Source organism: Litchfieldella rifensis (genome assembly GCF_042646605.1).
Taxonomy (GTDB): Bacteria; Pseudomonadota; Gammaproteobacteria; order Pseudomonadales; family Halomonadaceae; genus Litchfieldella; species Litchfieldella rifensis.
The window spans coordinates 1-12,176 of the sequence record NZ_JBHRUG010000047.1 but is presented as its reverse complement, the minus strand read 5'-3'; the positions used below and the strand labels follow the sequence as shown (position 1 = coordinate 12,176).

At 63.5% G+C, this 12,176-nt stretch carries 11 protein-coding genes, 1 pseudogene and 1 riboswitch; of the genes and pseudogenes, 4 read left to right on the top strand and 8 right to left on the bottom strand.

Annotated features, from left to right (window positions below):
- From sodC to yddG, 3 genes are all read right to left on the bottom strand, one after another.
- On the bottom strand, positions 1-540 hold the full coding sequence (gene sodC / locus ACFOEV_RS19630; RefSeq protein ID WP_386776585.1) for a superoxide dismutase [Cu-Zn] SodC: 540 nt from the start codon (positions 538-540) through the stop codon (positions 1-3).
- Positions 541-621: 81 nt separating this feature from the next.
- Entirely contained in the window at positions 622-1,461 is an 840-nt protein-coding gene (gene metF / locus ACFOEV_RS19625) for a methylenetetrahydrofolate reductase [NAD(P)H] (protein ID WP_386776584.1), read from the bottom strand.
- A 217-nt stretch (positions 1,462-1,678) separates the two neighbouring features.
- Complete coding sequence (gene yddG / locus ACFOEV_RS19620) at positions 1,679-2,584, bottom strand: aromatic amino acid exporter YddG (protein WP_386776601.1); 906 nt, start codon at positions 2,582-2,584, stop codon at positions 1,679-1,681.
- Between the two features lie 190 nt (positions 2,585-2,774).
- Between yddG and ACFOEV_RS19615 the strand changes: the two genes are divergently transcribed.
- A complete protein-coding gene (locus tag ACFOEV_RS19615) occupies positions 2,775-3,671 on the top strand; it encodes an AEC family transporter (RefSeq protein WP_386776600.1) in 897 nt (298 codons plus the stop codon).
- On the opposite strand, the gene ACFOEV_RS19610 is transcribed toward ACFOEV_RS19615, so the two are convergent.
- Positions 3,632-3,814 carry a helix-turn-helix domain-containing protein gene (locus ACFOEV_RS19610; protein WP_386776583.1) on the bottom strand — a complete coding sequence of 61 codons (183 nt, stop codon included), beginning with the start codon at positions 3,812-3,814 and terminating at the stop codon, positions 3,632-3,634. The genes ACFOEV_RS19615 and ACFOEV_RS19610 overlap by 40 nt on opposite strands.
- An 84-nt stretch (positions 3,815-3,898) precedes the next feature.
- Between ACFOEV_RS19610 and ACFOEV_RS19605 the strand changes: the two genes are divergently transcribed.
- Both ACFOEV_RS19605 and ACFOEV_RS19600 read left to right on the top strand, forming a co-directional pair.
- The gene (locus ACFOEV_RS19605; RefSeq protein ID WP_386776582.1) at positions 3,899-4,252 is read left to right on the top strand and encodes a DUF6152 family protein; all 354 of its coding nucleotides are present in this window, start codon (positions 3,899-3,901) and stop codon (positions 4,250-4,252) included.
- Between the two features lie 68 nt (positions 4,253-4,320).
- Entirely contained in the window at positions 4,321-4,785 is a 465-nt protein-coding gene (locus tag ACFOEV_RS19600; RefSeq protein WP_386776581.1) for a hypothetical protein, read from the top strand.
- 24 nt (positions 4,786-4,809) lie between these two features.
- On the opposite strand, the gene ACFOEV_RS19595 is transcribed toward ACFOEV_RS19600, so the two are convergent.
- From ACFOEV_RS19595 to metK, 4 genes are all read right to left on the bottom strand, one after another.
- Positions 4,810-6,351 (bottom strand): phospholipase D family protein, encoded by a 1,542-nt coding sequence (locus tag ACFOEV_RS19595; RefSeq protein WP_386776580.1) that lies wholly within the window; start codon positions 6,349-6,351, stop codon positions 4,810-4,812.
- A gap of 100 nt (positions 6,352-6,451) precedes the next feature.
- Positions 6,452-7,861, bottom strand: coding sequence for an adenosylhomocysteinase (ahcY, locus tag ACFOEV_RS19590; RefSeq protein WP_386776579.1), 1,410 nt, complete (start codon positions 7,859-7,861; stop codon positions 6,452-6,454).
- A gap of 16 nt (positions 7,862-7,877) precedes the next feature.
- Positions 7,878-7,969, bottom strand: a riboswitch (S-adenosyl-L-homocysteine riboswitch).
- A 94-nt stretch (positions 7,970-8,063) separates the two neighbouring features.
- On the bottom strand, positions 8,064-9,440 hold the full coding sequence (locus tag ACFOEV_RS19585) for an NAD(P)H-dependent oxidoreductase (RefSeq protein WP_386776578.1): 1,377 nt from the start codon (positions 9,438-9,440) through the stop codon (positions 8,064-8,066).
- Positions 9,441-9,653: 213 nt separating this feature from the next.
- A complete protein-coding gene (metK, locus tag ACFOEV_RS19580) occupies positions 9,654-10,874 on the bottom strand; it encodes a methionine adenosyltransferase (RefSeq protein WP_386776577.1) in 1,221 nt (406 codons plus the stop codon).
- Between the two features lie 400 nt (positions 10,875-11,274).
- Between metK and ACFOEV_RS19575 the strand changes: the two are divergent.
- A pseudogene (locus tag ACFOEV_RS19575) lies at positions 11,275-12,176 on the top strand (transketolase); the annotation flags it as partial.

Genomic DNA, 12,176 nt, shown 5'->3' with positions numbered 1-12,176 from the left:
TCAGGAACTCACCACGCCACACGCCACGCGACTGCCCCCGCCACCCAGTGGCTCGGGATCGTCGGCATAGTTGTCACCGCCTTCGTGGATCATCAGGCTGCGTCCATCGAGATCGTCGACACTCAGCCGTGGCGCCAGCACCGGCGTCGTCGCTTCGCCGTCCTCGTTCACCACCAGCAACGGCAGGTCGCCCAAGTGACCATCGCCATAGGGACCTGCGTGACTGCCGGTCTCGTCGGGATCGAAATGGCCACCGGCCGCCTTGGCGGCAGTCATCTCGCCCGAGTCGTCCTCGGCCGGCTCACAGCTGGGGTTCTCGTGAACGTGAAAGCCATGGGGACCGAGCGGGAGGTCACTCAGCTCGGGGGTCAGCAACAGTCCATATTCGCTGTCTTCCAGCGTTACGGAGCCGATCTGCTCTTCGACCCCGTCGGCGCTGACCTTGTGGATCTCGACCTCGCGACTCTCGTCAGCGTGGGCGACAACCGCCGCCAACAGCAGGGAGGTGGCGACGCTCCCCAGAAAGATGGCATTACGCATCGTGCGTCTCTCCTTTCCTGATTCCGTGGAACTGCAGCCATCAGGCTAGACGCCCGTTGGGCAGGTCGCCAACCGTTCTGGTCAGGACAGATTGTCGAGCACCTTCAGCGTGGCGTCGGCCTGGTTGAGGGTATAGAAATGCAGGCCTGGCGCGCCGCCATCGAGTAACTGCTGGCACAGTCGCGACACCACTTCCTCGCCGAAGGCCCGGATCGATTCGCCGTCGTCTCCGTAGGCCTCGAGCTGCTTGCGGATCCAGCGCGGAATGTCGGCGCCGCAGGCATCGGAAAACCGCGCCAGCTTGGTGTAGTTGGTGATCGGCATGATACCGGCGATGATCGGTACCTCGACGCCCAGCCGGCGCGCCCGTTCGACGAAGTGGAAATAGGCCTCGGCATTGAAGAAGTACTGGGTGATGGCGAGATTGGCCCCGGCATTCACCTTGCGCGCGAAATTCTCCAGATCCTTCTCGAAGTTCGGCGCCTGCGGATGCGACTCGGGATAGCCGGCCACGGCAATCTCGAAATGGTTGCCGGTTTCCTCACGGATGAACTCGACCAGCTCATTGGCATAACGCAGCTCGCCGATGCCCCCCATGCCCGACGGCAGGTCGCCACGCAGTGCCACCAGGCTGCTGATGCCTACCTCACGATAGTGGGCCAGCAGTTCGCGCAACTCGCCCTTGTCGCTGCCGATGCACGACAGGTGAGGTGCCGTTTCGATACCGCATTCACGCACTGCCTTGACGGTCTGGGTGGTGCGCGCCTGGGTGGAACCACCGGCGCCGTAGGTCACCGAGAAGAAGCGGGGCTTGCGCTCGGCCAGGGCATCGCGTACGCCCATCAGCTTCTCACGCCCGGCCTCGGTACTGGGCGGAAAGAACTCGAAGCTGATGTCCAGCGAATGCGTTTGTAAACTCATCGATTCAACCCTCTCCGGCCGCCCTGGCGAGCGACTCTCATATTCGGCATTTTCATCTTCAGGCTCGTCGTCGGCGCCGAAACTGTCGTCTCAGGTACCGGCCGGCCTTGATTATGGTCGCATTGTGCCGGCTTCACCGCACGCCGACCAATGAAAGTTTTGCCATCCTGTATCGATCTCATTCATATAGGAAACCGCTGCGATAGAACCCGTGACACTAAGCCCTCTCTTCTTCGGGCTCTTTGCTCGGCCACCTCAGCCTTCCACTACCGATGAGCATTCCCACGGTGATCAGCACGGCCGCTGTGGCAAGTCCGGATGTCGGCTCGGCGTAACCGCTGACGATCAGCACCAGGGTCGATAGCAGCGGGCTGAAGTAAGCCAGGAACCCCAATAGCCGTAGATCGCCGTGCTTGACCCCCACATCCCAAGTAAAGAAGGCACTGCCGACTGGCCCCACCCCCAGGCCGATCACACCTAACCAGCCCACCCCTTGGGGCCACACCGTTGTTTCGAAAAGCAGATGGCACAGCATCGCCAATAATGCCGTCACCAAACAGAAACCACCGACCGCCGTGGTAGGCACATCACGGACCGCTCGTGACAGTACCGAATAGCCGCTCCACACGAAGGCACAAGCGAAGGCCGCCGCATAGCCAAGCGTACTGCCACCGGCGCCCACATCACCGCCCACCAGCAACGCCGCTCCGGAGAATCCCAGCACGGCACCGATGACGTGCACCGCCTTGAGACGTTCACCAGGCAGCAGGGCCACGAGGATCACGACCAGCAGTGGCCACAGATAACTGATCAGTCCGGCATTGGCCGGCGGCGCATTCTGCTGGGCAACGAAGTAGAGGGCGTGATAGCCGAACAAGCCGCCCACCCCCAGCGCCCAGACCAATGGGGGTTGCCTGAGCGGCACCACCAATGACTCACCGCGCACGCGCAGCCATACCGCGAAGCAGCCAAAGGCGATGGCAAAGGCCAGCGCGGTAAGCAGGAAGGGGGGCACCGACCCCGAGAGTTGTGTCAGAGCCGCCAGCAGTGACCAGTTGAGCACAGTGGTCGCGCCGATGGCAGTGGCGCGGGTATTCGGCACGCGCAAGCGGGCTTCGGTCATGGCGAGTTCCTCTGTCATGAAGGCGAGCCCCAGCTTGTCAGCCGGCATGGCGCATGACTTGAATAATCCTGACCTTCTTCGCCCGTGGCGCTGACATCGCTCGCCGGGGCAGGCATGATGCCTATTTTTATATGCGGAAGCGCGAATAGTGGAACTCGACCTGGGTACGACCCTCATCACTCCCCTATGGATGTTGCTGGCCTTCGTCGGCCTGGGCTGGCTGTGCGCACGGCGACTGGCCATCGACCCACGGCCCATCGCCACGCTGCTGATCTACCTGATTGCCCCGTTGACCTTCTTCCGCGGCCTGGTTCTGGGCGGGCCGACACCGACCTACCTGCTGCTGACCCTGGGCACCTTCGTTGCCGCCAGCCTGGTATGCCTGCTGGTCCAGCGCCTGGCGCGCCCCTTCTTCCCGGCCCAGGAAACCGCGGTCCTGGCCTTCTCGGGAGGCACCGGCAATACCGGCTACTTCGGCTTGCCCATCGCCATGGTGCTGCTGCCGCCGGAAGGCGTGACCCTGTACCTGTTCTGCCTGCTGGGCGTCACGCTCTACGAGTTCACTCTCGGCTTCTACGTGAGTGCACGGGGGCAGTTCTCGGTACGCCAGAGCCTGGTCAAGATCACCCGCCTACCGCTGATCTACGCTTTCCTCGCCGCCCTGCTGGCCAGCGCATTGGGCATCACGATCCCCGGCCCGGTGATGAACAGCCTCGAGGTATTCCCGGCCACCTACACCCTGCTGGGCATGATGATCATCGGCATGACCTTGGGGCGGGTGACGATACGCGAGCTGGATGCCCGCTTCATCGCCGCCTGCGTGGTGGTGCGCTATGGGCTGTGGCCGCTGATCGCCCTGGGCGTGGTCGCGACATTGCAGGCCACCACCGGCATCGCCCCCGAACTGGTGCTGGCCTTGCTGCTGATCGGTGTGGTGCCGATGGCCGCCAATGTGGTGGTGGTCGCCATGGAACTCTCGATCCGCCCGGAGAAGGGCGCTATCGCCGTGCTCGTGACCACGCTCGCCGCCCCGTTGCTGATTCCGCTCTATCTGGAGGGACTGTTGCGACTCACCGGCCTGTACTGAATGTCCCGCCACTGGCGAGGGGAGAGGCCATGCCGGGAACGAAAGACACGCGAGAAATGCGCCGCATCGGCGAAACCGCACGCCAGGGCCACCTCGGTAAGGCTGGCCCGGGAGTGAAGGAGAAGCGGCAAACGATCTAACATCTGTACACGTAGTCTACCATTTGCCGCTCATACCGCCTTGGCAGCTTGCAGAAACAGCGACCGGGACTAGCCTTGAAACCAAGGATGACGAACAATGCGAGGCCCATCGACATGGCCATCATTCGCTGCCGTTTCATATCGATCGTTGCGTTCTGCCTGCTGCTGCTCGGCTATGCCCCCTCCGCCGCTTTCGCCCATCATGGCTGGAGTTGGACCAGTGGCGAGAACATCGAACTCAACGGCACCATCACCGAAGCAAGTCTGGGTAACCCGCATGGCAGGCTCACGCTCGACGTCGATGGTACGGCCTGGATCGTGGAGGTCGGCCAGCCGTGGCGCAACGAGCGTGCCGGCCTCGAAGAGGGCGATCTGGCCGAAGGTGTCGAAATCCGCGTCCTGGGGGCACCGTCGGCCGGTCCGGACGAGAAAAACGCCTGAAGGTCGTCAGGCTGTGGATTGGCGACAGCGAGTACACACTCTACCCTGACCGGGTCTGACCCGCCGCGATGGGGGCGCTGTTATCGCTGCTCGAGCAATCGTCGCTGGCACAGTGGCTGCGTGTCTCACGCTGGGGCTATGCTTCGGTCAATACACTACACGTTCTGGGGATCGCCTTGCTGGTAGGCGCCATCGTGCCTCTCGACCTGCGTCTGCTAGGGTGGCGACGCAGCATTCCCCTCGTGCCGTTGGCAAGGCTGTTGCAGGGTGCGGCGATCGCTGGCCTGCTGTTGGCGCTTGCGACCGGACCACTGCTGTTCATCGGCCGGGCCACGGAATATGCTGATCAGCCGCTGTTCCTGACCAAGTTGACCCTGATTTCCCTGGCCATCGTCAACGCCCTGGTGTTGAATCTCGGCTCCGGTATTGCGCACGCCACGAGCCGACACCTGCGGATTGCCGGTGGCATTTCCCTGTTGCTGTGGCCAGCCATCGTGATAGCGGGACGTTTTCTCGGCTTCGTCGCCGACTGAATGGCGGTCACGTCCGGCGCGGCCTTACAGCAAGTGCTCGATGTTCAAGAGCCGGATGGTCCAAGACTGGAAATGCCGCCAGGCACCGCCTGGTTCCTTTTCGAGCGTCACCCGACGCCCCGCCACCTCGGTCTGCCAGATCAGGCGGCCATCTTCCAGCCGTACTCGATAACTGCGCTTCGGGTCCATGCCCTGCTCTGCCAATGACCAGAGTTGCTGGCCCAGCGCGGGGCTATCGACCAACAGTCCGATTTCGCTGTTCCACCACACCGCACGCGGGTCGGCGTTCATCGAGCCAATGAAGACCCGTTCGTCATCGAAGGCCATGGCCTTGATGTGCAGGCTGGAGATATCGTCGGAAGTGCGCGACTCATCTTCTGCCTCCGGGGCTGCACGCAGCTCGAAGAGGCGCGCGCCGTTAGCCAGCAAGGCAGGACGCCATGGCGCGTAGGCACCATGCAGCGAAGGATGGTCCATCGCTTCCAGAGAGTTGGTGAGCAGTGTCAGCGTGATGCCGCGCTCGGCCAGCGTCTCCTGGTAGCGGATACTGGCCGGAGTCGGCACGACGAAGGGGGAAATGATCAGCAGCCGCCGCTTCAGACTCCGGAAGGCATCGCCGAGCTGGTCAAGCAGCGTCAGTTCCAGCGCCGGGTAGCCCTCCGCATCGAGCTTTTCCGGCCGGTCCCACAAGGCGATGACTGGTGCCCACTCCAATGACGCCAGCAGAGCCTGACCGGCCTCACCAACGAGACGCTGGACCGGGGACGGCGCCGAGAGGGCTCTCTCCTGTCCACCACTGGCGTTGAGCTCGGCAAGCAGATCGTGCCAGGCGGCTGGCGGGGCCTGCACAAAGTACCGCAGCGGCACCGCCAGCGGATAATTCCAGTAGTCATCGAAGCTTTCCGAGAGCGCATCCACCACCGGGCCAATCGCCAAGACATCGAGGTCATTGAAATTGAGCTTGCTGTCGGCAACCTCGAAATATTCGTCGCTCAGGTTGCGCCCCCCGGTGATACCCACCGCACCATCCGCCAGCCACAGCTTATTGTGCATGCGGCGATGCCGGTGCTCGAAGTCGACGGCCAACGCCAGATGGTAGCCCAGCCAGCTGCGACGCGCCGCCGGGATCGGATTGAAGACGCGCACCTCGGTATTCGGGTGACTGTCGAACGCCGCCAACATGTCCTGCTTGCCGAGACTGGCGGTGTCGTCGAGCAGCAGGCGGACACGTACGCCGCGCTGTGCGGCATGCAGCATCCGCTTCAGCAACGCTCGCCCGGCATGATCGTTCCCGAAGATGTAGGTCTGCACATCGAGGGTTTTCTGCGCATGCTCCGCCAACGCAACACGTAGGGCAAAGGCCACCGGTCCCTCGGTCAGCAGGCGCAGGCCATTCAGCTCCTCATGTTGCTTGGCAGCCTGCTGTGCCCAAGCCCCCAGATAGGTCGTCGTCGACGCGTCGCCATCGAGTGCGGTCGAATATGTCCTGGGAACCTCGATCGTTGCACAACCAGGCAACAGCATGGCACCGGTCAATGCCAACAGGAGTCGCTTTCCTTTGGTCACGGATCTGCCTTATGTCGAATTCAGTTTCTTATGATGTACAGCTCGGCAGCATGCAAAACGCCGCCTCAGGGGCGGCGTTCCGAGTCACTGACAGTATATCTCAGTAGCGGTATTCGTCCGGCTTGTAAGGCCCCTCCACCGGCACGCCGGTGTATTCGGCCTGGGCCTCGGTCATCCTGGTGATCACCCCGCCGAAGCCTTCGACCATGTAGCGGGCCACCTCCTCGTCGAGATGCTTGGGCAGCACCGAGAGCGTCAACGCCTCGGCCTTGTCGGCCGCCGGCAGATCGGCGAAGCGGCGCTCGAACAGATGGATCTGCGCCAGCACCTGGTTGGCGAAGGAGCCGTCCATGATCCGCGAGGGATGACCGGTGGCATTGCCCAGGTTGACCAGGCGCCCCTCGGAGAGCAAAAGCAGATAGTCGTCGCTCTGCGGGTCGTATTCCCCCGGGTCGCTGTCGCGATAGACCTTGTGTACCTGGGGCTTGACCTCTTCCCAATGCCACTGGCGACGCATGTAGGCGGTATCGATCTCGCTGTCGAAGTGACCGATGTTGCACACTACCGCCCCCTTCTTCAGTGCCTTGAGCATCGGCGCATCACAGGCGTTGATGTTGCCGGTGGCGGTGACCACCAGGTCGATCTTGCCGAGTAGCTCACGGTCGATGCTGGGCACGCCCTGATTGACGCCGCCCACGTAGGGCGAAACCACCTCGAAGCCGTCCATGCAGGCCTGCATGGCGCAGATCGAGTCGATCTCCGAGATCTTGACGATCATGCCCTCCTGGCGTAGCGAGGCCGCCGAGCCCTTGCCGACATCGCCATACCCCACCACCAGCGCCTGCTTGCCGGCCATGAGGTGATCGAGGCCGCGCTTGATGGCATCGTTCAACGAATGGCGGCAACCGTACTTGTTGTCGTTCTTCGACTTGGTCACGGCATCGTTGACGTTGATCGCCGGTACCCTGAGCGTGCCGTCGCGCAGCATTTCGTGCAGGCGGTGCACACCGGTGGTGGTCTCCTCGGAGATACCGTGGACGGTGTCGAGCAGTTCGGGATGCTTTTCATGCAACACCGCCGTCAGGTCACCGCCATCGTCGAGCACCATGTTGGGCGCCCAGCCATCGGGACCGGTCACGGTCTGTTCGATGCACCACCAGAATTCCTCTTCGGTCTCACCCTTCCAGGCGAAAACGGGAATACCGGCGGCGGCAACGGCGGCAGCGGCATGGTCCTGGGTCGAGAAGATATTGCATGACGACCAACGTACGCTGGCACCCAGCTCGATCAGGGTCTCGATCAGCACCGCGGTCTGGATGGTCATGTGGATACAGCCGGCGATGCGTGCGCCCGCCAGCGGCTGCTGCTGGCGGTACTTCTCGCGGATCTTCATCAGCGCCGGCATCTCGGTCTCGGCGATGCGGATCTCGCGGCGGCCCCAATCGGCCAGCGTCAAATCGGCGACCTTGTAGTCCTGCGTGGTGGTGTTGGTGGAAGCCAGTTGGCTCATCGTTCTACTCCATTCCGGGGAATGGGCGCCGTTGCCTGAATACAGCGTCTGTCCGAGCCTCGCATCCGCGGTTAGCCACCGGCGGGTGCTGCAGCGCCCCTCGGACAGCAGCAACAGAACAGGTGAGTATTCGACCTGTAGAGCAGTTCACTACAGCTCGTCGGGTTTTTCAATCGCCGCAGGCTTCGGCCTTGTCTGACGCTCAGCCGTTATCCGGGGGACCCAGCCTGTCGCGAAACGCCTGCTCCATGGCGCGGCGTACGCTGACGGCCTGGCTGGCGGGGATTTCCACATCATCCCAGCAAAGCACCTGGCCCGAGGGAATCTCACGCTTGAGTTTCACCCCATGAGCGAGGCCGATCGGCAGCGCGCCGAGGGCAAGCGAGTCCTCCGCCCGCATGATCCGACCCCAGACCGTGTAGCCGCCTTCACCGTCCAGCGTCTCGCTGGATGACAGAGATTTCTTCGCCACCGCGACCACGTCCGAACTGAAGTCGACTGGGGTCCCGGTGGCCTCGTTGCGAAGAACGGCGGAGGCCACGCTCACCCCCAGCTCGAGGCCGATGAGGTGCGAGGGGCGGTAGAGCGAGGCGTAGCGCCCCGTCCGATCCGTGACGACCTGGTATTCCTTGAAGCAGCGGCGAATGTAGTCGGCGCCCTGGCCATCGTCTGCCGCTTCGAAGGTCACGTAGACACCCCAGCGGAGATCGTTGAACACGTGCCGTCCGTCGCGCTCTTCGCTGGAAACGACCTCGACCATGCCGGCGCTTTCGAGGATGCCGCCGTCGACACTCGGCTTGAGCACCTCGGGAAGGTCGTGAACGCCGACTGGCGGAAAGGCAAGCCCCTCCTTCGGAGCGATAAGCCCGGTCGCGTTGGAGATGGCGGCCATCTCGATGGCGGATTTGGTGCCGTCGATGAACGAGTTGAACATCTGCGGGTTCATCCCCCCCAGCTCGGCCTGCTCCGGGGTGATGCCATAGTGGCTCCAGACGGTATCGGGGGTGGATTGCGAGTAGTGGGGGAGATACTTCGTGCCCTTCCCCGCGGCCACCACGCGGAAGCCGCAGGTACGGGCCCAATCCACCATCTCGCAGACGAGAGCGGGCTGATCCCCGTAGGCCATGCCATAGACAAGCCCGGCGTTGCGAAACTTCTCGGCCAGATAGGCGCCGGCCAGTACGTCCGCCTCGACGTTCACCATGACCATGTGCCGGCCGTTCTCGGCCGCAAGCAGGGCGTGACGGATTCCTGCCGCGGGATTGCCGGTAGCATCGATGACCACATCGAGACCACCGGCGCCGATCAGCGCCTCGGCATCTTCGGTGATGTACGTCCGACCGGACGACCGGGCATCGTCGAGGGAGGCGGCGACGATGGCATGCGGCTCCCAGCCGGTGTTGGCGAGGGCTTTGCGGGCGCGCTCTGCCGACAGGTCGGCGATGCCCATCAGATGCATCCCCCTGATCGAGCGGACCTGCGCCAGGAACATCGAGCCGAATTTCCCGGCCCCGATGAGACCGACCCGGATCGGCCGATTGTCAGCCGCGCGCTGAAGGAGTTTCGAGAAAAGATTCACGGGTAGTCTCCCTTGGTCAACAGCGATGGTGGAGCGCCTTCCTGGCCGATGAGCGACAAAGTCAGTCTATGGAACGCGATCGATAACGACAAACGCGATTTATGGCGGCATGATCAAGGGGGGTAGCGGAGCATGCTGCTTTCCCTTCACGCATGACAAGAGGCCCCGCACGGCAGCGCCGGCGGGGCCTCTGAATCGATCGGCGAGACGGCCTTACAGACCGGCAGCATCGCGCAGAGCATCGGCCTTGTCGACCTTCTCCCAAGGGAAGGCGATGAAGGTCTCGGTATGCTCCTCGCCGCCGACATCCGTCCAGCGGTAGCTGGTTTCGAAGGGCTCGCGACCGAAGTGGCCATAGGCCGCGGTGAGCCGATACATGGGATGCAGCAGATCGAGCATGTGGGTGATGGCGTGCGGGCGCAGATCGAAGTGCTCACGCACCAGCTCGATGATGCGCGCTTCGCTGACCTTGCCGGTGCCGAAGGTGTTGATCGACACCGAGGTCGGCTCGGCCACACCGATGGCGTAGGACACCTGGATCTCGCACTTTTCGGCCAGGCCGGCGGCGACGATGTTCTTGGCCACGTAGCGGCCGGCATAGGCGGCGCTGCGGTCGACCTTGGACGGATCCTTGCCGGAGAAGGCGCCGCCACCGTGGCGTGCCATGCCGCCATAGGTGTCGACGATGATCTTGCGGCCGGTCAGGCCACAGTCGCCCACCGGGCCACCGATCACGAACTTGCCGGTCGGGTTGATGTGGTATTCGGTGGTGTCGGTCAGCCACTCGGCCGGAATCACCTGCTCGATGATCTCGCGCCTGACCATCTTGCGCAGCTCTTCCTGGTCGATACCCGGATCGTGCTGGGTCGACAGCACCACGGCGTCCACCGCACAGGGCTTGCCGTCGTCGTCGTAGTGGAAGGTCACCTGGCTCTTGGCGTCCGGGCGCAACCACGGCAGCAGGCCATTCTTGCGCAGCTCGGCCTGGCGCTCGACCAGACGATGCGCATAGTGGATCGGTGCCGGCATGTAGGAGTCGGTTTCATTGGTCGCATAGCCGAACATCAAGCCCTGGTCACCGGCGCCCTGGTCTTCGGGCTTGCTGCGGTCGACACCCTGGGCGATGTCCACGCTCTGCTTGCCGATCAGGTTGAGCACGCCACAGGTCTCGCCGTCGAAACCGACGTCGGACGAGGTGTAGCCGATGTCCATGATCACCTGGCGGACCAACTCTTCCAGATCGACCCAGGCCATGGTGGTGATCTCGCCGGCGACGATCGCCACCCCGGTCTTGACCAAGGTTTCGCAAGCGACGCGCGCCTGCTTGTCACGAGCGATGATGGCGTCCAGTACCGCATCGGAAATCTGGTCGGCGATCTTGTCCGGATGCCCTTCGGATACGGACTCGGAAGTAAACAGGGAGTATTCGCTCATGGCGTCCTCGACCCTCTCGATAAAAGGCGTTTGATGCGGTGCACTGGGCTCAAACGGGTTCGGGGCTAACCGCGCCGCGGACCGCCAGACATGACGGCAAGAGCGACGCTCGACGGGCCCGGCTGGGCATTGCCGCCGGCTTGGGGGCAAGAGTTTACACGTTGACTTGCCCTGTTCCTAGAATTTGCCGCAGAGAATGCCCTCGATGACGGCTATTCGTGGCATGACGGATCACTTCACGATTTGATGGATGAGCGCATCTCGGCGACAATAAGCGCCCTGATCAAGCGCGCCGTCCCGCGAGCGGCGCCACCCCAGCCATGAAGAATCGACCAATCGCAGCCCAGGCTGTTGATTTATCGAAGCTATTGCTTATTTGCCGCAGGCGAGGAGCTACCCAATGCCGTCCCGTTTCGAACTGGCCAATGCCATTCGCGCCCTGTCCATGGATGCCGTGCAGAAGGCCAATTCCGGCCATCCCGGCGCCCCCATGGGCATGGCCGATATCGCCGAAGTCCTCTGGAACGACTATCTGCGTCACAACCCGGCCAACCCGCACTGGGCCGATCGCGACCGCTTCGTGCTCTCCAACGGCCACGGCTCGATGCTGCTCTACTCGCTGCTGCACCTGACCGGCTACGAACTGGGCCTCGAGGACCTGCAGCACTTCCGCCAGTTGCATTCGCGCACCCCCGGCCACCCCGAACTGGGCTATACCCCGGGGGTCGAGACCACCACCGGCCCGCTCGGCCAGGGCCTGGCCAACGCGGTGGGCATGGCCATCGCCGAGCGCGCCCTGGCGGCCCAGTTCAACCGCCCCGGGCATGCGATCATCGACCATTACACCTACTGCTTCGTCGGCGACGGCTGCCTGATGGAGGGCATCTCCCACGAGGTGAGCTCGCTGGCCGGCACCCAAGGGCTGGGCAAGCTGGTGGTGTTCTATGACGACAACGGCATCTCCATCGACGGCGAGGTGAAAGGCTGGTTCACCGACGATACCGCCAAGCGCTTCGAGGCCTACGGCTGGCACGTGGTGCCCCAGGTCGACGGTCACCGGCCCGACGAGGTCAAGGCGGCCATCGAGCTGGCGCGCAGTCACGACGACCGCCCCAGCCTGATCGTGTGCCGCACCGTCATCGGCTTCGGCGCGCCCAACAAGCAGGGCAAGGAGGAGTGCCACGGCGCGGCGCTGGGCGCCGACGAGGTCGCCGCGGCGCGCGAACAGCTCGACTGGCCGCATGCGCCCTTCCATGTGCCGGAGGCCATCTACCAGGGCTGGGACGCGCGCGAGCGCGGCAC

Bases quoted from the DNA above. Each gene is read 5' to 3' on its own strand.
- metF (WP_386776584.1), bottom strand. From the start codon at position 1,461: ATGAGTTTACAAACGCATTCGCTGGACATCAGCTTCGAGTTCTTTCCG.
- yddG (WP_386776601.1), bottom strand. From the start codon at position 2,584: ATGACCGAAGCCCGCTTGCGCGTGCCGAATACCCGCGCCACTGCCATC.
- ACFOEV_RS19615 (WP_386776600.1), top strand. From the start codon at position 2,775: ATGTTGCTGGCCTTCGTCGGCCTGGGCTGGCTGTGCGCACGGCGACTG.
- ahcY (WP_386776579.1), bottom strand. From the start codon at position 7,861: ATGAGCCAACTGGCTTCCACCAACACCACCACGCAGGACTACAAGGTC.
- ACFOEV_RS19605 (WP_386776582.1), top strand. From the start codon at position 3,899: ATGACGAACAATGCGAGGCCCATCGACATGGCCATCATTCGCTGCCGT.
- ACFOEV_RS19610 (WP_386776583.1), bottom strand. From the start codon at position 3,814: ATGTTAGATCGTTTGCCGCTTCTCCTTCACTCCCGGGCCAGCCTTACC.
- sodC (WP_386776585.1), bottom strand. From the start codon at position 540: ATGCGTAATGCCATCTTTCTGGGGAGCGTCGCCACCTCCCTGCTGTTG.
- ACFOEV_RS19600 (WP_386776581.1), top strand. From the start codon at position 4,321: ATGGGGGCGCTGTTATCGCTGCTCGAGCAATCGTCGCTGGCACAGTGG.
- metK (WP_386776577.1), bottom strand. From the start codon at position 10,874: ATGAGCGAATACTCCCTGTTTACTTCCGAGTCCGTATCCGAAGGGCAT.